The sequence below is a fragment of the Streptomyces sp. URMC 127 genome (assembly GCF_051386535.1).
GTDB lineage: Bacteria > Actinomycetota > Actinomycetes > Streptomycetales > Streptomycetaceae > Streptomyces.
Genome location: NZ_JBPQTW010000024.1, coordinates 19,183 through 40,486, shown reverse-complemented (window position 1 = coordinate 40,486; position 21,304 = coordinate 19,183). Strand labels below are relative to the sequence as shown.

At 72.9% G+C, this 21,304-nt stretch carries 25 protein-coding genes; 12 read left to right on the top strand and 13 right to left on the bottom strand.

Translation table 11 applies throughout. From position 1 onward, the window contains the following. Window positions 1–5 precede the first annotated feature (5 nt). From ACSNOH_RS08685 to ACSNOH_RS08655, 7 genes are read left to right on the top strand one after another with little or no spacing between them, the layout of a single operon-like run. The gene (locus ACSNOH_RS08685) at window positions 6–419 is read left to right on the top strand and encodes a gas vesicle structural protein GvpA (protein WP_436720641.1); all 414 of its coding nucleotides are present in this window, start codon (window positions 6–8) and stop codon (window positions 417–419) included. Further along, complete coding sequence (locus ACSNOH_RS08680; protein ID WP_436720640.1) at window positions 416–1,144, top strand: GvpL/GvpF family gas vesicle protein; 729 nt, start codon at window positions 416–418, stop codon at window positions 1,142–1,144. The genes ACSNOH_RS08685 and ACSNOH_RS08680 overlap by 4 nt, the downstream gene beginning before the upstream one ends. Further along, a complete protein-coding gene (locus ACSNOH_RS08675; RefSeq protein ID WP_436720639.1) occupies window positions 1,141–1,368 on the top strand; it encodes a gas vesicle protein GvpG in 228 nt (75 codons plus the stop codon). Before ACSNOH_RS08680 ends, ACSNOH_RS08675 begins: the two co-directional genes overlap by 4 nt. 35 nt (window positions 1,369–1,403) lie before the next feature. Further along, window positions 1,404–1,739, top strand: a complete 336-nt coding sequence (locus ACSNOH_RS08670; RefSeq protein ID WP_436720655.1) for a gas vesicle protein — start codon at window positions 1,404–1,406, stop codon at window positions 1,737–1,739. After that, a complete protein-coding gene (locus ACSNOH_RS08665; protein WP_436720638.1) occupies window positions 1,736–2,557 on the top strand; it encodes a GvpL/GvpF family gas vesicle protein in 822 nt (273 codons plus the stop codon). Before ACSNOH_RS08670 ends, ACSNOH_RS08665 begins: the two co-directional genes overlap by 4 nt. Further along, window positions 2,554–2,757, top strand: coding sequence for a gas vesicle protein (locus ACSNOH_RS08660; RefSeq protein WP_436720637.1), 204 nt, complete (start codon window positions 2,554–2,556; stop codon window positions 2,755–2,757). The genes ACSNOH_RS08665 and ACSNOH_RS08660 overlap by 4 nt, the downstream gene beginning before the upstream one ends. Then, complete coding sequence (locus ACSNOH_RS08655) at window positions 2,754–3,020, top strand: gas vesicle protein K (protein ID WP_436720636.1); 267 nt, start codon at window positions 2,754–2,756, stop codon at window positions 3,018–3,020. The genes ACSNOH_RS08660 and ACSNOH_RS08655 overlap by 4 nt, the downstream gene beginning before the upstream one ends. Before the next feature lie 117 nt (window positions 3,021–3,137). Here ACSNOH_RS08655 and ACSNOH_RS08650 read toward each other — a convergent pair whose 3' ends face one another. After that, window positions 3,138–4,676, bottom strand: coding sequence for an AMP-binding protein (locus ACSNOH_RS08650; RefSeq protein ID WP_436720635.1), 1,539 nt, complete (start codon window positions 4,674–4,676; stop codon window positions 3,138–3,140). 172 nt (window positions 4,677–4,848) lie between these two features. Between ACSNOH_RS08650 and ACSNOH_RS08645 the strand changes: the two genes are divergently transcribed. Beyond that, window positions 4,849–5,742, top strand: coding sequence for a LysR family transcriptional regulator (locus ACSNOH_RS08645; RefSeq protein ID WP_436720634.1), 894 nt, complete (start codon window positions 4,849–4,851; stop codon window positions 5,740–5,742). A 137-nt stretch (window positions 5,743–5,879) separates the two neighbouring features. Here the strand turns inward: ACSNOH_RS08645 and ACSNOH_RS08640 are convergent, their stop codons facing one another. The 8 genes from ACSNOH_RS08640 to ACSNOH_RS08605 all read right to left on the bottom strand — a co-directional run bounded on the left by ACSNOH_RS08640 (window position 5,880) and on the right by ACSNOH_RS08605 (window position 14,017). Beyond that, window positions 5,880–6,341, bottom strand: a complete 462-nt coding sequence (locus ACSNOH_RS08640) for an NUDIX hydrolase (RefSeq protein ID WP_436720633.1) — start codon at window positions 6,339–6,341, stop codon at window positions 5,880–5,882. 406 nt (window positions 6,342–6,747) lie between these two features. Beyond that, window positions 6,748–7,566, bottom strand: coding sequence for an ABC transporter permease (locus tag ACSNOH_RS08635; protein WP_436720632.1), 819 nt, complete (start codon window positions 7,564–7,566; stop codon window positions 6,748–6,750). Beyond that, window positions 7,563–8,609: an ABC transporter ATP-binding protein gene (locus ACSNOH_RS08630; RefSeq protein ID WP_436720631.1), complete on the bottom strand. Its 1,047-nt coding sequence runs from the start codon at window positions 8,607–8,609 to the stop codon at window positions 7,563–7,565. Before ACSNOH_RS08630 ends, ACSNOH_RS08635 begins: the two co-directional genes overlap by 4 nt. A gap of 40 nt (window positions 8,610–8,649) precedes the next feature. After that, a complete protein-coding gene (locus tag ACSNOH_RS08625; RefSeq protein WP_436720630.1) occupies window positions 8,650–8,913 on the bottom strand; it encodes a lasso peptide biosynthesis PqqD family chaperone in 264 nt (87 codons plus the stop codon). A 125-nt stretch (window positions 8,914–9,038) separates the two neighbouring features. Then, a complete protein-coding gene (locus tag ACSNOH_RS08620; protein WP_436720629.1) occupies window positions 9,039–10,268 on the bottom strand; it encodes an XdhC family protein in 1,230 nt (409 codons plus the stop codon). Next, a complete protein-coding gene (locus tag ACSNOH_RS08615) occupies window positions 10,261–12,402 on the bottom strand; it encodes a xanthine dehydrogenase family protein molybdopterin-binding subunit (RefSeq protein ID WP_436720628.1) in 2,142 nt (713 codons plus the stop codon). Before ACSNOH_RS08615 ends, ACSNOH_RS08620 begins: the two co-directional genes overlap by 8 nt. Next, window positions 12,399–13,391 carry an FAD binding domain-containing protein gene (locus ACSNOH_RS08610; RefSeq protein ID WP_436720627.1) on the bottom strand — a complete coding sequence of 331 codons (993 nt, stop codon included), beginning with the start codon at window positions 13,389–13,391 and terminating at the stop codon, window positions 12,399–12,401. The genes ACSNOH_RS08615 and ACSNOH_RS08610 overlap by 4 nt, the downstream gene beginning before the upstream one ends. Further along, entirely contained in the window at window positions 13,388–14,017 is a 630-nt protein-coding gene (locus tag ACSNOH_RS08605) for a (2Fe-2S)-binding protein (protein ID WP_436720626.1), read from the bottom strand. Before ACSNOH_RS08605 ends, ACSNOH_RS08610 begins: the two co-directional genes overlap by 4 nt. Before the next feature lie 302 nt (window positions 14,018–14,319). On the opposite strand from ACSNOH_RS08605, the gene ACSNOH_RS08600 reads away from it, so the two are divergent. Beyond that, entirely contained in the window at window positions 14,320–14,919 is a 600-nt protein-coding gene (locus tag ACSNOH_RS08600) for a TetR/AcrR family transcriptional regulator (protein ID WP_436720625.1), read from the top strand. A gap of 110 nt (window positions 14,920–15,029) precedes the next feature. Here the strand turns inward: ACSNOH_RS08600 and ACSNOH_RS08595 are convergent, their stop codons facing one another. From ACSNOH_RS08595 to ACSNOH_RS08585, 3 genes are all read right to left on the bottom strand, one after another. Beyond that, entirely contained in the window at window positions 15,030–15,845 is an 816-nt protein-coding gene (locus ACSNOH_RS08595) for an STM4013/SEN3800 family hydrolase (protein ID WP_436720624.1), read from the bottom strand. Window positions 15,846–15,884: 39 nt separating this feature from the next. Continuing rightward, window positions 15,885–16,634, bottom strand: a complete 750-nt coding sequence (locus ACSNOH_RS08590; protein WP_436720623.1) for a nucleotidyltransferase family protein — start codon at window positions 16,632–16,634, stop codon at window positions 15,885–15,887. 269 nt (window positions 16,635–16,903) lie between these two features. After that, window positions 16,904–17,050, bottom strand: a complete 147-nt coding sequence (locus ACSNOH_RS08585) for a hypothetical protein (RefSeq protein WP_436720622.1) — start codon at window positions 17,048–17,050, stop codon at window positions 16,904–16,906. A 179-nt stretch (window positions 17,051–17,229) separates the two neighbouring features. Here ACSNOH_RS08585 and ACSNOH_RS08580 point away from each other — a divergent pair, with 179 nt between their 5' ends. The 3 genes from ACSNOH_RS08580 to ACSNOH_RS08570 are packed head-to-tail and all read left to right on the top strand — an operon-like array spanning window position 17,230 to window position 18,756. Next, complete coding sequence (locus ACSNOH_RS08580; RefSeq protein ID WP_436720621.1) at window positions 17,230–17,910, top strand: XRE family transcriptional regulator; 681 nt, start codon at window positions 17,230–17,232, stop codon at window positions 17,908–17,910. Then, the gene (locus tag ACSNOH_RS08575) at window positions 17,907–18,059 is read left to right on the top strand and encodes a hypothetical protein (protein ID WP_436720620.1); all 153 of its coding nucleotides are present in this window, start codon (window positions 17,907–17,909) and stop codon (window positions 18,057–18,059) included. Before ACSNOH_RS08580 ends, ACSNOH_RS08575 begins: the two co-directional genes overlap by 4 nt. Window positions 18,060–18,111: 52 nt before the next feature. After that, on the top strand, window positions 18,112–18,756 hold the full coding sequence (locus tag ACSNOH_RS08570; RefSeq protein WP_436720619.1) for a transglycosylase SLT domain-containing protein: 645 nt from the start codon (window positions 18,112–18,114) through the stop codon (window positions 18,754–18,756). A gap of 43 nt (window positions 18,757–18,799) precedes the next feature. Here ACSNOH_RS08570 and ACSNOH_RS08565 read toward each other — a convergent pair whose 3' ends face one another. After that, window positions 18,800–21,190: an ATP-binding cassette domain-containing protein gene (locus ACSNOH_RS08565; RefSeq protein WP_436720618.1), complete on the bottom strand. Its 2,391-nt coding sequence runs from the start codon at window positions 21,188–21,190 to the stop codon at window positions 18,800–18,802. Window positions 21,191–21,304: the final 114 nt, after the last annotated feature.

Sequence of the window (21,304 nt, the reverse complement as noted above, 5' to 3'; positions counted from 1 at the left end):
GTCCGATGAGCGTAGTCCCCGCAGCCCAGGGCGGGGGTGCAGGCGGCACCAGCGGTCTGTACGACGTCCTGGAGCTGGTGCTCGACCGCGGCCTGGTGATCGACGCGTTCGTGCGCGTCTCCCTGGTCGGCATCGAGATCCTGAAGATCGACGTACGGGTCGTGGTCGCGAGCGTCGACACGTACCTGCGCTTCGCCGAGGCGTGCAACCGCCTCGACCTGGAATCCGGCCCGCACCGCAACCCCGGCCTGCCCGACCTCGTCGGCTCGGTCACCGAGGGCGGCGCCCGCGGCAAGGCCAAGGGCGCGCTCTCCGGCGCCGCGCAGAGCGTCGTGGACGCGGTCCAGCAGGTGCGGGACCGCGGTGACGACAAGAGCAGCAGCGGTTCCCGCTCCCGTAAGAAGGAGGAGAGCGAGTGACCACCTACGTCTACGGCATCGCCCGCGGCGAGCGCACCGAACTGCCCGAAGGGCTCACCGGCATCGGCGACCCGCCCCTGCCCGTACGCGTCGTGACCGGCGCCGGCCTCGCGGCCGTGGTCAGCGACTGCCCCGCGGAAGGGGAGCTGCGGCCCAAGCGCCGCGACCTGCTGGCCCACCAGCGGGTGCTCGCCGAGGCCGGCCGCCGCACCACCGTCCTGCCGATGCGCTTCGGCAGCGTCTCCGACAGCGACGATCAGGTGCGCGCCGTCCTCACGGAGCACTCCGGCCGCTACGAGGAACAGTTCGCCCGGCTCGAAGGCCGCGTCGAGTACAACGTCAAGGCCGTGCACCACGAAGAAGCGGTCCTGCACCTTGTCCTCGCCGAGAACGCCGAACTGCGCACCCTCGCCGAGGCCAACCGGGCCGCGGGCGGGGGCTCCTACGAACAGCGGCTGCGCTTCGGCGAACTGGTCGCCCAGGCCGTGCGCGAGCAGGAGACCCGCGACGCCGACCTGGTGCGCCGGACGCTGGAACCGCTGGCGGAGGGCGAACGGCCCGGCCCCGAGAGCACCGGCTGGTTCCTCAACGCCTCCTACCTCGTCGCCGAGGACTCCGACGCCGGGAGCCGGCTGCTCGCCGAGGCCGGCCGGCTCGAGAAGGAGCACCCGCACCTGGACGTCAAGGTCCACGGCCCCCTGCCCCCGTACAGCTTCGTCGAATGATCGGCTTCGTCGGCTGGGTGCTGCGCCGCGTCGTCCAGGAGGCCGAGCGGCTGTACTACGACCCGGCCGTCGTCGGCGCCGAGCTGAAGGAGCTCGAAGAACAGCTCGTCTCGGGGCTGATCGGCGAAGAGGAGTTCGACCGCCGCGAGGACGCGCTCCTGGACCGCCTGGCGGAGACACGACGCCGCGCCGCAGGGCCGGAAGGACAGGAGCACACGGTATGAATCCGGAACGAACCTCCATGCCCGAACGGACGCCCATGCCCGGGCGGACGCCGGTGACCGGCACCGGCGGCACCCTCGCCGGCACCGGTACCGGCGGCGCCAACCTCGCCGACATCCTGGAGCGCGTGCTCGACAAGGGCGTGGTGATCGCCGGCGACATCCGCGTCGACCTGCTCGACATCGAGCTCCTCACCATCAGGCTCCGGCTGGTGGTCGCCTCCGTCGACAAGGCGAAGGAGATGGGCATCGACTGGTGGGAGAGCGACCCCGCCCTGTCCTCCGGCGCCCGCCGCGGCGAACTGGGCGCCGAGAACGCCCGGCTCCGGGCCCGCGTCGCCGAACTGGAACAGCGCCAGGAGGACACCCGGTGAACCACGACGACCTGCTCTACGCCTACGCCGTCACCCGGGTCGCCGGCACCCCCGCCGCCGGCGACCTGGAGAACCTGACCGGCGTCGCCGGCGAACCCGTCCGCACCGTCCGGCACCTGGGCCTCGCGGCCCTCGTGGGGCCGGTACCGGCCGACCGCTTCGACGAGGCGGCCCTGCGCGCATCCCTGGAGGACATCACCTGGCTGGAGAAGGCCGCGCGCTCCCACCAGAGGGTGGTCGAGACGGTGACCGCCACCGGAGCGTGCGTGCTGCCGCTGCGGCTCGCGACCGTCTACCGCGACGAGACGGGCGTCCGCGCCATGCTGGCCGAGCGGAGAGCGGAGCTGGGCGAGGCCCTCGACCGGCTGGACGGCTGCGTCGAATGGGGCGTGAAGGTCCACACGGCCGACACGGCCCCGGCCGGCCCCGCCCCCGCTCCCGCCGCCGGCCCCCGAGCGCCGCGCGCCGCCCTGTCCGGCCGCGACTACCTCCGCCGCCGCGCGGCGGCACGCCACGCGCACGAGGAGGCGGCGCGACGCGAGGACGAGGCCGCGCGCGGCATCCACGCGGCGCTCGCCTCCCTCGCGGAGCAGACCCGGCTCTACCCGCCGCAGCACGGACCGCTCGCCGGCCCCTGCGGACGCAACGTCCTCAACGCCGCCTACCTCGTACGGAGCGAGAGCGGCGAGCGCTTCACCTCGGCCGTCGCCGGCCTGGCCGGCACGGCCCCCGCGGACGGCGTGCGCGTGGAGCTGACCGGCCCCTGGGCCCCGTACTCCTTCGCCCGGCAGGCCGCGACCGGAGAGGACGGACCGTGAACGCCGGCGCCCCCCTCGCCCAGCGCAGGATCACGCTGATCGACCTGCTCGACCGGCTGCTGGCGGGTGGCGTGGTGGTCGCCGGCGACCTCACCCTGAGCATCGCCGACGTCGACCTCGTCCGCATCGACCTGCACGCCCTCATCAGCAGCATCGACGACGACCGGGTGCCCTCGCCCTGGGCGGAGGCCGGCGCGTGACCCGCCGCGTGGAACTGGACGAGGCCACCGTCGAACGCGACCTGGCCCGGCTCGTGCTCACCGTCGTCGAACTGCTGCGCCAGCTGATGGAACGGCAGGCGCTGCGCCGGGTGGAGCGCGGCGACCTCACCGAGGAGCAGGAGGAGCGGATCGGCCTGACCCTCATGCTCCTCGCGGAGCGCATAGAGGAGCTGTGCCGGCGCCACGGCCTCAAGCCGGAGGACCTCAACCTCGACCTCGGGCCGCTCGGCACGCTGCTCTGAGCCGCTCGGCACGCTGCTCTGACTCGGCACGCTGCTCTGACCCGGCACGCTGCTCCGGCACGGTAGGCCGTCGCGCCGGCAGGCCCCGGCGTGCCCGCCCCCTCGGGCAGCCGCCGCCTAGTCACTGCCCAGCGTCGACCGGAGCAGCTTCTTGTCCGGCTTGCCGACGTCCGTGAGCGGGATGCGGTCCACGACGTGCACGGCGCTCGGCGCGTACATCGCCCCCATGCGCTCGGTGACGAACTCCCGTACCGCCTCGCGCCCCGCGTCACGCCCCGCCGCGGGCACGACCGCCACGTGGACCTCCTCGGTCCCGTCCGTGCGGCGCACCCCGAACGCCGCGCACTGCGCGACAGCGGGGTGGGCGAGCAGCACCTGCTCCAGCTCCGCGGGATAGACGTGGCCGCCGACCACGATGACCATGTCCTTGAGCCGGTCGACGAGGTAGAGGTACCCGTCGGCGTCGAGGTAGCCGGCGTCGCCCGTGCGGACCCAGCCGTCGCGCAGCACCTCGGCGGTGAGCCCGGGCTGCTGCCAGTAGCCGCTCATCATCATGGGCGTGCGGACGTGGATCTCCCCGGTCTCCCCGGTGGGGAGGACGGTGCCGTCCGCGCCGCGGATCTCGATGGTGACGCCGGGCCCGGCCCGGCCGACCGTGGTCTGCCCGCTCCGGCCCGTCCTCGTGTGCTCGTGCGGCAGCACCGACGTGATGCCGCCCGCCTCGGTCTGCCCGTACGTGCCGTACAGGACGGGCCCGAAGGCCTCGGCCGCCTCGCGCAGCCGCTGCGTCGAGACGGCGGTCCCGCCGTAGACGATCCGGTGGACCGACGACACATCGGTCGCGGCGAGGTCCGGGTGGTCCAGGAGCGCGTACAGCAGGGGAGGCAGGAGCCAGAGGTCGGTGATGCGCTCGCGCGCGACGGCGGCGAGGACTTCGGACGCGTCGAAGGAGTGCTGGAGGACCACGGTGCCGCCGGCGAGCAGCACGGCGTCGGCCATGATGCCTGCCAGGTGGGCGAGCGGGGTGCAGGCGAGGAGACGGGGCCGCGGGCCGGACCGCAGGCTCGCCGCCTGCCGGGCGAGCAGCTGCCCGTACGGTCCGTGCGCCATCCGGATGCCCTTGGGAATCCCGGTGGTGCCGCCGGTGTACCGGATGCACCAGTCGTCGCCGGGGAGCGCCGCACCGGCCACGGGGCGCACCGGGCGGGCCGCGGCGAGCGCCGGCAGGTCCGCGCCGGAGGACGCGGGGCCCAGGGTGAGCACGGTGGGGACCCGCACCTGGGCGAGCAGCGCCCCGGCGGACTCCGCCTCGGTGGCGGCGACGAGGAGCAGCGCCGTCCCGACGCTGTGCACGATCTCCGCCTGCACGTCCGGCGCCATGCCCTTGTTGAGGAAGACGACGCGGGCGCCGAGGAGGTTCGCCGCGTAGCGCGCGCAGAGGGGCTCGGGCTCGTTGCCGGTGAGGAGGGTGACCGTGCTGCCGCGGCCGATGCCGCGTTCGGCGAAGTCCGCCGCCAGCCGGCGGACGGTGTCGGCCACTTCCCCCGCCAGGACGGTCCGCCCGTCCGGGGCGATCAGTGCCGGCTGCCCGGGGGAGCGGGAGAGGGAGCCGAGGAGGGCTTCGGCGTAACTCTCGTACGGCTGGTGCGCGTTCATGGGGTCGTGCGCCTCTTTCCATGCGGTGCGGTGCTGAGCGGGGCCGCCGTGGGCGGCGGCGCATTCGGAGGCTACGAGGCCGTGATCCATACGGTCCAAGACCAGTTCGGGCATGTGATGATGCCTTGGGTGTTATGAGCTTCCGGTGCGATGAGGGGAAGGGGAGGCTCCGGTGGAGCTGTCGTCGCTGCGCTGCTTCCAGGTCGTCGCGCGTCACGAGCACATCAGCAGGGCGGCCGCCGAACTGCGCGTGGCTCAGCCGTCGGTGAGCCGCACCATCTCCCGCCTGGAGGCGGAGCTGGGCGTGCCGCTCTTCGACCGCCGCGGCCGCCGGATCCTGCTCAACCAGTACGGCGCCGCCTTCCTGCGCCGCGTCGACCGGGCGCTGGGCGAGCTGGAGGACGGGCGCCGCGAGCTCGCGGAGGCGGCCGGCGGCGAAGGCGGCAGCGTCGCGGTGGCCGCCGAGACCCTGCTGACCCTCGGCGAACTCCTCCAGCGCTTCCGGTCCGCACACCCCGGGATCGCCGTCCGGCTCTTCCAGTCACCGCCCGACGAGATGGCGCGCCGCCTGAACGCCCGCGAGGTGGACCTGTGCCTCGCCTCCCAGCCGCTGGCCGGAGCCGGGCTGGTCTCGGTGGAACTGATGCGGGAGACGGTGCTGCTCGCCGTGCCGGCGGGGCATCGGCTGGCCGGCCGGCAGCGGGTCGGGGTGGCCGCCCTGGACGGGGAACCCTTCGTCACCCCGAGCCCGGGCCACTGGCAGCGCGTGCTCACCGACCGGCTGTTCGCCCGGGCCGGCGCCCGGCCCGCGATCGTGTGCGAGGGCAACGAGCCGGGCGCGATCCTGGACCTGGTCGCCGCGGGCCTGGGGCTCGCGCTGCTGCCGGTCATGGCCCGGGACTGGCGCCCGTGCGAGGGAGTCGCCTGGGTGGAGCTGGACGCCCCCGACTGCTACCGCACGCTGACGCTCGTACGACACAAGGACGCCCACCGAACCGGCGCCGTCCGCCGCTTCGCCGACTTCACCGTCGAGCACTTCCGGCGGGCGGCCGCACCGTCGCCGTAGGGCCCGCCCCTCACCAGGGAGGACCGGCGAAGACGTACGTGCGTGCCCCGGTGGGAAGGGCGGTCACTGGCCGGGGGCGGCAGCCGTCCGGCGAGCGGCGAGGCCCTTCCCACTGGTCCCTTCCCACCGGGCGCGGCTCACCGAGCGTCGCCGCCCCAGCCGTGGGTGGAGAACAGGGCGCCGGAGCAGAAGCGGTGCAGGACGGCGGCGGTGTAGGGCACGCAGTCCGCCGGAGGGCGCCCGGGGTCGGCCCACACCAGCGCCGAGCACTTGCCCGGCTCGCGGTTGTGCGGCTCGCCGGACCAGCGCTGGGTCGTGAAGACCACCCCCAGCCGCGCCCGGCCCTCCGGGGAGCGGTGGTGCACGAGGTGGCAGAACTCCAGGTCGGCCGGTGCGATGCCGACGCCGACTTCCTCGCCGGCCTCGCGCAGCGCCCCCTCGACGAGGGTCTCGCCGTCTTCGAGGTGCCCGCCGGGCGGGGCGAGGAGGCCCGCGGCGTACACGTCCCCGGCGCGGCGCAGCAGCAGGACGCGCCCGTCCGTGCGGTGCAGCAGGACCATCACGTCGACCACGCTCCGGTAGCGGATCCGGTGGCTCACGCAGGCCTCCCCGCGGTGCGGGCGGCCGGGGCCGGGAGCGGTCGGCAATCGAACAGCAGGGGCACCCTCGTGTCGCTCGCGGGGCAGGTGGGACGGTGACGCACGACGCCTCCTCGTTGACGCATGGATCGGACGAGTGATCGGAAAAACGACCCCCGATCGGGTCCGTCACGGACCCCGGCGGGCGCTTTGTAGCGCGTAAGTTCGAGTCACGGTCAAGAGGGGCGTGGCTGCGGGGCGGGGGCCGGGACGGGCCTTGTGCGATTCACCCGGCCGTGGCTCCTCACCCGTTCCGGGGGTTGCGTTGCTCCCGGGAACGGCAGGCCACGGCGGGGCGCCCGTGTTCGCGGGCCGCCGGGCGCGGCTCCTTTGCAGCAGGCCGGGTGACGGCCCGGCGGATGCCCTCCTAGCGCGGCCGCGCGAAGCGGTGGGCGGCCACGGTGAGTGCGGCCGCGGCGAGCGCGGCGGTGATGCCGAGTTCCGCCGCGACGGGCAGGCGCAGGCCGGGGGACGCCGGCGCGGCCGCGGGCGCGTGGGCCGCCACCGCGCGGCGCAGCGGATCGACCGCGTATGTGAGCGGGTTGGCCAGGCAGATCGCCGCCAGCCAGGGCGGCAGGCCGGACAGCGGGAACATCGCGCCGGAGAGGAACAGCAGCGGGGCCATGGCGAAGCTGAGTACCGCCTGGAACGTCTGCATGCGGGTGATGCAGACGGCGGCGACGGCGCCGAGAGCCGTCAGAGCGAGGGCGCTGAGGGCGAGTTCACCGGCCAGGGTGGCGAACAGGGCCGGGTCGTAGGGGACGTGCGCGGTCCCTGCCAGGGCGAGGACGAGCGCGCCCTGGCAGGTGGCCACGGTCGTGCCGCCCGCGCACTTGCCCAGGAGCAGGGTGCCGCGCCGGACGGGGGCGACGAGCATCTCGCGCAGGAAGCCGACTTCGCGGTCCTGGACGAGGGAGGCGCCCGTGCCGATCGCGGGGATCTGCACGGCCATGGTGAGGACGCCCGGGAAGAGGTACGTGCGGTAGTCGCCGGAGCCCGCGGAGGAGGGGACGAGCACCGCCAGGCCCGTGCCGAGGACGAGCAGCAGGAAGACCGGCTGCACCAGCGTGACGGCCAGCCGTCCGCGGTTGCGCAGGAAGTGCAGCATCTCGCGCTGCCAGACCACGTGCGCGGCGCGCAGCTCGTGCCGTACGCCTGTGGGCACCGGGCCGTCCGCGGTGGTCATCGCGTGCCGTCCGCGTCGTGGAGGGTGCGGCCGGTGCAGCGCAGGAACACGTCGTCCAGGCTGGGCCGGGTGACGGTCACCGACAGCACGGGCACGCCGAGTCCGGCGCACAGGCGGGGCACGAACGACGCCCCGTCGGGGACCCGCAGCACCAGCCCGCCGGGGCTTGCGTGCGCCTCCAGGCCGAAGCGTCCGCGCAGCGCGTCCTGCGCGGCGGTGTCGTCGGCGGTGCGGACGGTGACGCGGTCGGTGCCGACGGCGGCCTTGAGGCCTGCGGGCGTTCCCTCGGCGACGATGCGGCCGTCGTCGATCACGCAGATGCGGTCGCAGTGCTCGGCCTCCTCCAGGTAGTGGGTGGTGAGGAAGAGGGTCACCGAGCGCTGCGTGCGGACGTGGTGGAGGTGCTCCCACAACTCGGCGCGCGACTGCGGGTCGAGCCCGAGGGTGGGTTCGTCCAGGAAGAGTACCTGCGGCGCGTGCAGCAGCCCGCGGGCGATCTCCAGCCGGCGTTTCATGCCGCCGGAGAAGGTGCGGACGAGGCTGTCGCGGCGGTCGTGGAGGCCGGCGAGGGCGAGCATGTCGGCGGCGCGGCGGCGCGCGGTGCGCCGGGGGATGCCGTAGAGGACCGCGTGGAAGCGGAGGTTCTCGGCGGCGGTCAGGTCCCCGTCGACGGTGAGGTCCTGGAAGACCAGCCCGATGCGGCGGCGCACGGCGCCGGGATCGGCGGTCACGTCGGCTCCGGCGACGCTCGCCCGGCCCGCGGTGGGCCGGACGAGGGTGCAGAGCATCGCGATCGTGGTGGACTTGCCGGCGCCGTTGGGCCCGAGGAACCCGAAGGTCTCCCCGGCGCGCACGGTCAGGTCCACGCCGCGGACGGCCTCCACGCCTGGGTAGGCCTTGCGCAGGCCCCGGGCGAGGACGGTGACGGGCGGCTGCCCCTGCCCCGCCGCGGCTGCGTCGCCCGGCCCGGCACGGGGAGCGGTGAGGCCGCAGCCGGGTGCTTGCCGCAGGGGAGGAGCCGTGAACCGTGCCTCACCGCTCATGTGTCACCCGCCCTTCGCCCGGCAGGGGGTACGGGCCTGCTCACCGGGCCGCCACCAGGTGGGCTGCGGTCAGGGCGCGGATGAAGGACGCCACGTCGCCGGCGGTGCGCTCGGCGCTGACGGCGGGATAGCGCTCGCCCAGCCGCTGCGCCGTCTGCTGGGGTGTCGCGCCGTCGAGCAGGGCGTGCAGGATGAGCGCGCCGGTGTGGTTGAGCTGCCAGTAGCGGCCGTCGGCCTCGTCCAGCAGCACCATGCCGTGGTCGGTGTCGGTCGCCGAGACGTGAGCGCGCAGGGCGAAGGTCATGGCGTTCCTCCGGTGGCGGCGGTGGCCTCGTTCCGCTTTCCGCCTCTTCTTCTTTCCGCCTCTTCCCGTGCCCCCGCCGCCGTCGGCGGGGGAGTCGGGCCTCGCGCTCCGGGAATGCCCACCCGTCAACGCGACACGCCCCGCAGCGAGCCGGGCCACTCCTGAGGGTGGAAAGAAGGATGAGGTGCTTGGCGGACAATCTGCTCACGGGAGCGGTCTTCGGGCTCGCGCGCCACAGCGGTGTGCTCCCGGTGGATCGGAGTGTCCGAGCCCGTCAGCGGCACCCCCGTCCCTCCCCGCCGGGCCGCCACGATCTCCGCCGCGATCGACAGGGCGGTCTCCTCGGGCGTACGGGCACCGAGGTCGAGGCCGATCGGCGATCTCAGCCGGGCCAGCTCCCCTTCGGTCACGCCGGCTTCGCGCAGCCTGCGGGCGCGGTCCGCGTGGGTGCGGCGCGAGCCCATCGCGCCCACGAACGCGACCGGCATGCGCAGCGCCTCCGTCAGCAGGGGCACGTCGAACTTGGCGTCGTGGGTGAGCACGCACAGGACCGTGCGCCCGTCGACCGCCGTGCGCCGCAGGTAGCGGTGCGGCCAGTCGGTTACGACGCCGTCGGCTTCGGGGAAGCGGGCCTGGGTGGCGAAGACGGGGCGGGCGTCGCACACGGTCACGTCGTAGCCGAGGAACTTGCCGGCCCGTACGAGCGCCGCGGCGAAGTCGACCGCACCGAAGACGATCATGCGGGGCGGCGGCACGTTCGATTCGACGAGCAGCGTGAGCCCGCCGGGGCAGTGCGAGCCGTCCTCCGAGAGCTCGACCGTGCCGGTGCGGCCGGCCTCCAGCAGGGCCCGGGCCTCGGCCGCCGCCGTCCGGTCCAGCTCCGGGCGGCCGCCGAGCGTGCCTTCGTACGAGCCTCCGGGGTGCACGAGCACGGCCCTGCCGAGGAGCCCGGCCGGGCCCCGGACGACCCGGGCGAGTGCCACCGGCCCGCCCCGGGCGGCGGCCGTCAGCGCCGACCGGAACACCGCCCGCCACGGCGCGTCCGCGGCGACCGGCGTGACCATGATGTCGATGACCCCGCCGCAGGTGAGCCCGACCGCGAAGGCGTCCTCGTCGCTGTAGCCGAACCGCTCGACGACCGTCTCGCCGTCCGCCAGCGCCTGCCGGCACAGCTCGTACACCGCTCCCTCGACGCAGCCGCCGGAGACCGAGCCGATGACCGTGCCCTCGCCGTCGACGGCGAGGGCGGCGCCGGGCCCGCGCGGGGCGCTGCCGCCGACGGCCACCACGGTGGCGACGGCGAAGTCCCGGCCCTCCTCGGCCCAGCGGTGCAGCTCCTCGGCGATGTCAAGCATGCGCCGCTCCCGCAGCGGCCCGCAGGACGCGGTCCGGCCGGATGGGCAGGCTGCGGTGGCGCACCCCTGTTGCGTGCCAGACCGCGTTGGCGACGGCCGCCGCGGCGCCCACGATGCCGATCTCGCCGATGCCCTTGATCCCGACCGGGTCGTGCGGGTCCGGATCGTCGATCCAGTCCGCCTCGATGTGCGGCACGTCGGCGTGCGTGGCGACGTGGTACCCGGCCAGGTCGGCTCCGTAGTGGCCGCCGGAGGCGTCCCGGACCGCCTCCTCGTGCAGGGCCATGGAGATGCCCCAGATCATTCCGCCGGTGAACTGGCCGCGGGCGGTGAGCGGGTTGACGATCCGGCCCGCCGCGAAGATCCCGAGCATGCGCCGCACCCGCACCTCGCCGGTGGCGGTGTCCACGGCGACCTCGGCGAACTGCGCTCCGAAGGAGTGCCGTTCCAGCTGGCCGAGGGCGCCGACCGCCGCGGTGGTGTCCGAGCGCACCGTGATGCCCTCCGGGGGGATGTCCGCGCCCGGGACGAGCCGCTCGCGCAGCTCCTCGGCGGCAGCGTTGATCGCCCATGCCCAGGAGCGGGTGCCCATCGAGCCTCCGGCGATCATCGCCGGGCCGAAGTCGCTGTCCCCGATCCGTACCCGCACCCGGTCCGGCGCGGTCTCCAGCGCGTCGGCGGCGAGCAGGGTGAGGGCGGTTCGCGCCCCGGTCCCGATGTCCGCCGCGGAGATCCGTACGGTGAACGTGCCGTCCGCCTCCGCCGTCACGGCCGCCGTGGACGGCCGGGCGAGCACCGGGAAGGTGGCGGCCGCCGTGCCGGTGCCGAGCAGCCAGCGGCCGTCGCGGCGCAGGCCGGGCCGCGGGTCGCGGCCGGCCCAGCCGAATCTGCGGGCGCCCTCCCGGAAGCAGGGGATCAGGTTGCGGCTGCTGAAGGGCAGACCGGAGACGGGCCCCCGCTCGGGCTCGTTGCGCACGCGCAGCTCGATGGGGTCGATGCCGCACTTCTCGGCGAGCTCGTCGAGCGCCGCCTCCAGCGCGAACGAACCCGGCGCCTCGCCGGGCGCGCGCATCCACGACGGGGTCGGCACGTCGAGGCGCACCACGCGGTTGGCCGTGTGGTGGGCGTCCGCGTCGTACAGCGCCCGGGCCGCCCCCGCGCCCTGCTCGATGAACTGGTGCACGGCCGAGGTGAGGCTCAGCGAGCGGTGCTCCAGCGCGCGCAGCCGCCCGCCGGCGTCCGCGCCGAGCCTGAGCCGCTGCACCGTGGGGCTGCGGTAGCCGGCGAGGGAGAACATCTGGCGGCGCGTCAGCACGACGCGCACCGGGCGGCGCAGGACGGTCGCGGCCATCACGGCGGCCACCTGGTGGGCGCGGACCCCCTTGCTCCCGAAGCCGCCGCCGACGTGCTCGGAGCGCACCCGCACCGAGGCCGGGTCGAGCGAGAAGAGGTTCGCGAGCTCGCCCACGACCCAGGTGGCGCCCTGGTTGGAGTCGACGACGTCGAGCCGGCCGCCGTCCCAGCGGGCGGTGGCCGCGTGCGGCTCCATCGGGTGGTGGTGTTCCTGCGGGGTGGTGTACTCCGCGTCCACGACGACCGCGGACGCGGCGAGCGCGGCCTCCAGGTCGCCCTTGCCGGTCACGGCGGGGGTGGGGCCGTCGAGGGGGTACGCGTCCGGCCGGTCGCCGGTGAAGGCTATGTCGTACGGCTCCTCGTCGTAGTGCACGACGAGCGCTTCGGCGGCCTCCCGGGCCTGCTCGGGCGTCTCGGCGACGACCAGCGCCACCGGCCAGCCCCTGAACGGCACCCGGTCGTGCTGGAAGACGGCGCAGGTCGGGTCCGGGGGCACCCCGAGCAGGCCGATGTAGTCGGTGTTGAGCGGCAGGGCGTTCCCGTGGTGGAGCACGGCCAGCACGCCCGGCATCGCGAGGACCTCTGCGGTCTCCAGCGAGCGGATGCGGCCCCGCGTGACGGTGGACAGCACGAGCCAGCCGTGGGCCAGGTCCGCGAAGGGGATGTCCGCGGCGTAGCGGGCGGCTCCCGTGACCTTGTCGCGGCCCTCCACGCGGGTGTGCGCGGTGCCGGCCGCGCCCGTCGTCCTCGCCTTGTCCTGCGGGGTGGCGGCGGTGGTCATCGGGCGGCCTCCTCGGCGAGTTCGGTCAGGAGCGCCACCACGAGATTGCGCATGAGCGTCACCTTGTATCCGTTGTGCGGCAGCGGCGCGGCCGCCGCCAGTTCGGCGTCGGCGGCAGCGGCGAACGTCTCGCCGCTCGCGGGCGCCCCGGTCAGCGCCTCTTCGGCCGCCCGGGCCCGCCACGGCCGGGACGCCACGGCCCCCAGGGCCAGCCGTGCCTCCCGCACCACGCCGTCCCGGATGTCGAGCGCGGCGGCGGCCGAGCCGATCGCGAAGGCGTACGAGGCGCGTTCGCGGACCTTCCGGTAGCGGGAGAGCGCGGCGACCGGGGCGGGCGGCAGGGTGACGCCGGTGATCAGCGCTCCGGGCGGCAGGGCGGTCTCCAGGTGCGGAGTGCCGCCCACGGGCAGGTAGAAGCCGGCGAGGGGCAACTCGCCCGGCCCGCCGGTCGTTTCGTACGTGACGACGGCGTCGAAGGCGGCCAGCGCCACCGCCATGTCCGAGGGGTGGACCGCCACGCAGTGCTCGGAGGCGCCCAGGATCGCGTGGTTGCGGTGTTCGCCGCCGACGGCCGGGCAACCGCTGCCGGGGACGCGCTTGTTGCACGGCCCGGTCACGTCGGTGAAGTAGCCGCAGCGGGTGCGCTGGAGCAGGTTCCCGCCGACGGTGGCCATGTTGCGCAGCTGCCCGGAGGCACCGGCCAGCACAGCCTGTGCCAGCGCCGGGTAGCGGCGGCGGACGTCGGGGTGGGCGGCGAGGTCGCTGTTGGTCACGGTGGCGCCGATGCGCAGCCCGCCGCCGGGCGTCGGCTCGATGCGGTCCAGGGGGAGGCCGCGCACGTCGACGAGGCGGGCGGGGCGCTCGACGCCGGCCTTCATCAGGTCGACGAGGTTGGTGCCGCCGCCGAGGAACCGCGCGTCGGCCCCGGCGCCGAGCAGGGCGAGGGCGCCGGCGACGTCGTGCGCGCGCTGGTAGCCGAACTCCTTCACGCTGCCGCCTTCTTGACTGCTGCGGCTGCTGCGGCCGCCGTGGTGCCTGTGATCTCCGGGGCGTCCGCCGTGTCTCCGGCGCCCGCCCGGGCCGCGGCCGCGCGGGCGACCGCCTGCACGATCGACACGTAGGCGCTGCAGCGGCACAGGTTGCCGCTCATCCGCTCCCGTATCTCCTCGGCCGTCAGCGGGGGAGGCCCCGCCTCGGGCCGTACGTCCCCGGTGACGGCGCTCGGCCAGCCCGCCGCGTGCTCCTCGATCACCGCGACCGCCGAGCAGATCTGCCCCGGCGTGCAGTAGCCGCACTGAAGGCCGTCCAGGTCGAGGAACGCCTGCTGCACCGGGTGCAGTTGACCGCCGTCGGCGAGGCCCTCGACGGTGGTGACCGTGCGCCCCTCGGCCGCCACCGCGAGCTGCAGGCAGGCCACGGCGCGGCGCCCGTCGAGCAGGACGGTGCAGGCGCCGCACTGCCCCTGGTCGCAGCCCTTCTTGGTGCCGATAAGGTCCAGGCGCTCGCGCAGCGCGTCGAGCAGGGTCGTGCGGTGGTCGACGGCCAGCGTGTGCTGCTCGCCGTTGATGTCCAGGGTGATGGTGCTGCCGTGCGACGGTGCGGGGGGTGGGGCCATGGGTCAGCCTTCTTTCGCGTATCCGGAGGACGTCGCGGGGACGTTTCAGGGAAGAGCACGAGGTGGTGCTGGGGTGCGGCGGGATGAGTGCGGGAAGACATCCGCAGGCGGTCAAGATCGCGATGCCGGGGCGGAAGGCCGTCGGCCGGTCGCGTCTGCCGCTAGGGTGAGCTCAACTGGACAGCTGTCCGCTCCTATTGAGCGTAGTGGACAGTTGTCCGCTTAACAAGGGCCGGATTCGGGCACGCGATCCGGGCACCGATTCGGGCACGCGATGCGGGCGCGCGCCGCCGGGAGGAAGAGTGCAGGACAAGGAGGGCGCGGCTCTGCGGTCCGACGCGAGGCGGAACCGTGAGCGCATCCTGGAGGCGGCGGTGACCGAACTGACGCGCTGTCCGACGGCCCCGCTGAGCGCGATCGCCCGCAAAGCGGGCGTCGGACAGGGCACGTTCTACCGCAACTTCCCCAACCGCGAGGCGCTCGTCCTCGAGATCTACCGTTACGAGATACAGCAGGTCGCCGAGGCGGCGCCTCGGCTGCTGGAGACGCGGGAACCGCTGCGTGCCCTGCGCGAGTGGATGGACCGCCTCGCCCGGTTCGCCATGACCAAGGCCGGCCTCGCGGACGCCATCCGCACGGCCACCGGCGGCCCCGGGGGGCCGTCGAAGCCGGGCCACGCCCCGGTGGCCGCCGCGGCCGGACTCCTGCTCCGCGCCAACGAGGAAGCCGGCACCATCCGCCCCGGGATGACCCCCGACGACTTCTTCCTGGCCATCGCCGGCCTCTGGCAGATCGACCCGCGCTCGGACTGGCAGCCGTGCGCCGCCCGCCTGATGGACTTCGTCATGGACGGGCTGCGCGCGGGCGCCCCCGGATCCCTGGATGCTAAAGATCCACTTTAGAGTTTGCGCAACTCAGAAACCGTTGTAGATTTCCGAGCGCTGCTCCGAGTGGCGGGCGCCGACGAACAAGGCCCCCGCCGATTCCGAGCGGGGGCCTTCGCGTTTTCCGATCACTCCTTGCCGGTCTGGGCAGGAATGATGCTCTCTGCGTACGGAACGGTCCACACAGAGGGATGTGCGATTCCGTGTCCGGTGTAGCCGTCTTCCCCGAACGCTTCGCCGTGGTCGGCACAGAACACACCGAGCCACGAACCGTGGTCGGGTAGGGCACGGAAGAGTCGGCCGAGATGCCTGTCCGCATAGCTCAGGGCGGCGCACTGGCTCTCCCACGAGTCCTCGTCTTCCCCCGGAAGGTAGACATGGGTCGGGGTATGTGTCGCGGAGACGTTCAGGAAGAGGAACAGGCGCTGGTCGGCCGGGTGCTTCTCCAGCACTTCGAGGGCTATGGTCACCTGGTGCCGTGTTGATTCGGGTTCGTCGGTTCCCGTTTCGGGGCTCCAGTAGCTCTCCTGGAACAGTCCGGGCAGCACTCGCCCCAGCTTGGTCTGGTTGGAGAAGAACCCCACTCCGCCGATGCACACGGTGCGGTATCCGAGCCCGGACAGGCCGGTGACGATGTCCGGGGCGTCGAACACGTACGTACGTTTGCGGATGGTGGTTCCCCGCATGGAGTGGCAGGCGAAGAGCCTGCCGGGGCGGGCGGGGCCGGAGGGGACAGGAAGGAAGCCGGAGAAGAACGACATGTGCGCCGGGAGCGTGAAGCTTCCCTGAGTCCGTCGTTCTTCCCACAGCCCGTCGGGCAGCACCCGTTCCAGGTTCGGGCTGCCCCCGCCGTGCAGGACGGCCCGTGCCACGTCGTAGCGCAGTGAATCGAACGTGACGAGTAGGACGTGGTGACTGGGGATCACCTCGTTGCCATTGATCACTTTCTCTCCCTTCCGCTCGCGGCCCCGGCAGGCCGGCGTCTAGGTGTCGATGTCGGTGGTACGGAACTCGGGTGCGAGAGCCGTCCCGGCGCTGCGGACTTCCTTTGACGCCTCCATGACGTCCTTGACCGTGTCGATGCCCCGCCAGTAGCCCGAGTGCCGGTAACCCATCAGTCGGTCGCTCCGGGCAAGCTGCGGGAACGTGCTGTCCTCGTGATCTCCCTTGTCGGGGAGGAGATCGATCACGTCGGGGTTGAAAACGTAGATTCCCGCGTTGATCCAGTACGGCAGTTCCGGGGACTGCACGAACCCCTTGATGTGGTCCTGGTCGTCCAGGTCGGCAACGCCCCAGTTGGACCGGTAGGGCGACAGAGCCACGGTCACGGCGGCGTCGTGCTGCTCGTGGTACTCGGCCAGGTGAGCCAGGGAGAAGGTGCTGATGACGTCACCGTTCAGAACGAAGAACGGCGCGTCCAGGTCCGGGAGCTGCCGGGCGGCGTACTTGAGGCCACCGCCCCGCCCGAGCGGCTCGTCCTCGATCGCGTAAACGGCTTTGATGCCGAACCCGGAGCCGTTGCCGACATAGTCGCTGATCATCTCGGCCTTGTAGCCGCCGGAGATCACGACCGTCTTCACGCCGTGGCCGGCCAGCCACAGCAGCTGGTAGCCGATGATCGGTGCGCCGGCGACGGGGACCATGGCTTTGGGGGCGTCGTCGGTGTAGGGCCGCATGCGGGTCGCCTGCCCGCCCGCCAGGATCAGCGCTTGCGTGACGCTGGAGGTGTCCATGTGCGCTCCTTCTCTCGAGAAACCACTCTGGTCCGTGGCGGCATCCTGACAGTGCGTGATGGACGCGTGCGGCACCTTCACCCGGACGGGGGTTGTGGGCCCGCTCTCCACCGGGTCCGCGGCGTTGGCGGGGAGGCGATGCCGGCAGAGAGCGGGGGCTCAGGGGCGGTACGGGTCACTCACGATCGCCAGCGGAATCACAACCGCGACAGCGACGACGATCGTCAATGCGTAGATCGGTCCGGCCCATCGGAGGATTGCGCGACGGATCACGGCTGCCTCATCCACGCGCGCCACCCGCGCTTGATGATCTCCGTGTAGGAGTCGGGGCTCGGTATCGGCGTGCTGATGACTCCCTTACTAACCTCCGTGCCGGTTCGGATGGCCTTCGGGTCGGTCTCTTCGGGCGTCTCCATGCTGGGAGCATCGGGCGTCCTTGCGGACGTTTCCACGGCCGTTCGCCGGACGTAGCGGCCTTCCGGCCGATAGCGTCAAGAACGCCCAAACGACCGAGGGAGAGACCTTGAACTTATCCCTTCGCAACGCTATGGCGGAAAGGGATCTGTCGCCTCGTCAACTGGCCACCCAAGTGGGTGTGACGACCAAGACGGTGGAACGATGGATCGCAGATGAGGAGCTGATCCCGCACGCGCGAAACCGCGTGGACGCGTCAAGTGTGTTGGGAGTTGATGAAAAGGTGCTGTGGCCCAAGGCAGTAGGGGCAGTCATGAAGACCGGCCCGGACCGAGAGATCATCTCGGCCTACCCGTACCGTTCGGCGTGCCCGTCCTCCGTGTGGCGACAGCTCATCAGCGACAGCACGCAGGACATCATCCTCGCCGGTTACACGAACTACTTCTTCTGGATCGAGCAGCCGGCATTCCACGCCACGCTCAAGGCAAAGATCGACGCAGGATGCCGAGTGCGGTTCCTGCTCGGCGACCCTGACGGCCCGGTGACCGAGCAGCGTGAAGCCATCGAGGATGTGGCCTTCAAGGTGTCCACACGCATCCGCATCACCCTGGACGAGCTGGCCAAACTGTCCGGCCTCTCCGGCCTGGAAGTGCGCTTCTCCTCGGAGGAAGACGCCACGAACCACGTCGGCCTGTCGGTCTTCCGGTTCGATGACCAGGCCCTCGTCACGCCTCACCTCGCCCGGCTGGTCGGCCACGACTCACCCATGCTGCACCTGCGCAAACTCCAGGACGGTGGCCTGTTCGACCGCTTCGCAGAGCACTGCGAGGAACTCTGGGAACGCGGCCGAAGCGTCCAGTGAAGGGCGCCCTCCATCCTCCTTGGCGTCGACGTCCTGCGCCCGGCCCGGCACGACCGCCGCAGGGCCGCCGCTTCGGCGGGGCGCTGCTCAACGAGGCGTTCGATGACGACGAGCCCGAGGTGGTCGTCAACAACTACTACGAGGACTGACCGGACGCCCGGCGCCCGCCCGCGGTGCGAGGGCATGAACGAGGAGTCAGCAGTGGCAGCAGCCCGTTCACGCCGGCGGCTACGGTTCCCCGTGGCCCTGGCCGCCCTCGTCGCGGGCTGCTGCGTCGCGGCCTGCAGCGCGCACGCCCCGGACGGCGCCGCGAGCGCGCCGCCGTCCGGGGCGCCGTCCTCCGCACAGGCCGGCAACCAGGACCCCGCGCGCTTCGCCCCGCAGGTGCGCGCCCACGCGCGCCGGGCGGACGTCAACCCGCAACTGCTGATGGCGATCCTGTACGTCGAGTCGTACAAGCCGCACGATCCCGGCCTGGAGCGGTCCTGGCAGCGGATGAAGCCGGATTCCGCCTTCGGCATCGCCAACATGCACAAGGCCGCGTTCGACGAGGCCAAGCAGGGGCGTTCCTTCGCCGGGCGGGACTGGCAGGAGCTCCCCGACGACCCGGACCTGGCCGTCGAGTCCGCGGCCTGGCACCTGCACGACCTGGCCGCGAGCCTGCCGGCGGAGCCGGCCGCTTCGTACACGAGGGACGAGCTGCTGGCCCTCGGCTACAACACCGGCGCGGGCAACATGCGCCTGTTCGCCCGCGGCACGACGCTCGGCCCGATGGCCCGGTCGTACCTGGACCGGCTCCGGCAGAACTGGGACAAGGCCGGTCAGGCCGTCCGGCGCTCCTCCTGACCGCCCGGTGGGCCGCTGCCGTCAGAGCCGCCGTCACCCGCTGTCAGCCGCCTACGTACGCCGCGAGGTGCTCGCCCGTCAGGGTGGAGCGGGCGGCGACGAGATCGGCGGGGGTGCCCTCGAAGACGATCGTGCCGCCGTCGTGGCCGGCGCCCGGGCCGAGGTCGATGATCCAGTCGGCGTGCGCCATGACAGCCTGGTGGTGCTCGACGACGATGACCGACTTGCCGGAGTCCACGAGCCGGTCGAGCAGGCCGAGGAGCTGCTCCACGTCGGCGAGGTGGAGGCCCGTGGTCGGCTCGTCCAGGACGTAGACGCCGCCCTTGTCGGCCATGTGGGTGGCCAGCTTGAGCCGCTGCCGCTCGCCGCCGGACAGCGTGGTGAGCGGCTGGCCGATGGTCAGGTAGCCGAGCCCCACGTCGACGAGCCGCTCCAGGATCTTGTGCGCGGCCGGCGTGCGCGCCTCCCCGGTGCCGAAGAACTCCGCGGCCTCGGCCACCGGCATGGCGAGCACCTCGCTGATGTCGCGGCCGCCGAGGCGGTAGTCGAGGACCGACGCGTCGAACCGCTTGCCCTCGCAGTCCTCGCAGGTGGAGGAGACGCCGGCCATCATGCCCAGGTCGGTGTAGACGACGCCCGCGCCGTTGCACGTGGGGCAGGCGCCCTCGGAGTTGGCGCTGAACAGCGCGGGCTTCACGCCGTTGGCCTTGGCGAAGGCCTTGCGGACCGGGTCGAGCAGCCCGGTGTACGTCGCCGGGTTGGACCGCCGCGAACCCTTGATCGGGCTCTGGTCGACCGAGACGACCCCCGCCTCGGCGGGGATCGAGCCGTGCACCAGTGAGCTCTTGCCGGAACCGGCGACGCCCGTGATCACGGTGAGCACCCCGAGCGGGATGTCGACGTCGACCTTCCGCAGGTTGTTCGCCGTCGCGCCGCGGACGGGCAGCTTGCCGGTGGGCGTGCGCACCGACTCCTTGACCGAGGCCCGGTCGTCGAGGTGGCGGCCGGTGACGGTGCCGGCGGCCCGCAGCCCGTCGAGGGGACCCTCGTAGCAGACGGTGCCGCCCGCGCTGCCCGCACCCGGGCCGAGGTCGACGACGTGGTCGGCGATCGCGATCATCTCCGGCTTGTGCTCCACGACGAGCACCGTGTTGCCCTTGTCCCGCAGCCGCAGCAGCAGGTCGTTCATCCGCTGGATGTCGTGGGGGTGCAGGCCCGAGGTCGGCTCGTCGAAGACGTACGTGACATCGGTGAGCGAGGAGCCGAGGTGGCGGATCATCTTGACGCGCTGCGCCTCGCCGCCGGAGAGGGTGCCCGCCGGCCGGTCGAGCGAGAGGTAGCCCAGGCCGATCTCCACGAACGAGTCGAGGGTGTGCTGCAGCGCGGCGACCAGCGGCGCGACCGACGGTTCCTTGATGCCGCGGACCCACTCGGCGAGGTCCCTGATCTCCATCGCACAGGCGTCCGCGATGCTCTTCCGCTTGATCTTCGAGGAGCGTGCCCCCTCGGCGAGCCGGGTGCCGTCGCACTCGGGACAGGTGGTGAAGGTGACCGCCCGCTCCACGAACGCCCGGACGTGCGGCTGCATCGCCTCCTTGTCCTTGGCGAGCATCGACTTCCGCACCCGCGGGATCAGCCCCTCGTAGGTCATGTTGATGCCCGCGATCTTCATCCTGGTCGGCTCGCGGTGCAGCAGGTCGTGGAGCTCCTTCTTGGTGAACCTGCGGATCGGCTTGTCCGGGTCGAAGAAGCCCGACTCGGCGTAGAGCCGGGAGTTCCAGCCGCCCCCGGTGTAGCCGGGGATCGTGAACGCGCCCTCGTTGATCGACTTGCTGTCGTCGTACAGCTGCGACAGGTCGAGGTCGGAGACCGAGCCCCGGCCCTCGCAGCGCGGGCACATGCCGCCGGTGCGCTTGAAGGTCACCTTCTCGGCCTTCTTGGCGCCGCGCTCCACGGTGATCGCGCCGGCCGCGTGGACCGAGGGGACGTTAAAGGCGTACGCGCTGGGCGGGCCGATGTGCGGCTTGCCGAGCCGGCTGAAGAGGATGCGCAGCATCGCGTTGGCGTCGGTGGCGGTGCCGACCGTGGAGCGGGGGTCGGCGCCCATCCGGCTCTGGTCCACGCTGATCGCGGTCGTCAGACCGTCGAGCACGTCGACCTCGGGCCGGGCCTGCGCGGGCATGAAGCCCTGGACGAAGGCGCTGTACGTCTCGTTGATCAGCCGCTGCGACTCGGCGGCGATCGTGTCGAACACCAGGGAGCTCTTGCCCGAGCCGGAGACGCCCGTGAACACCGTCAGCCGGCGCTTGGGGAGCTCGATGCTGACGTCCTTGAGGTTGTTCTCGCGCGCGCCGTGCACGCGGATCAGATCGTGGCTGTCGGCAGCGTGCGGCGCACGCGACTGCGCGCTCGTCTTCTTCGTGACCTTGCTCATCGTCTCTCCATCCTCGCGCGCCGCACTCGCGGTCCGGGGCCTCAGCCGGCGCTGCCCAACCGGTCCCCATCATCTTCGGGCACGGGTCTGACATCGCACGGGTGCCGCGCGTCG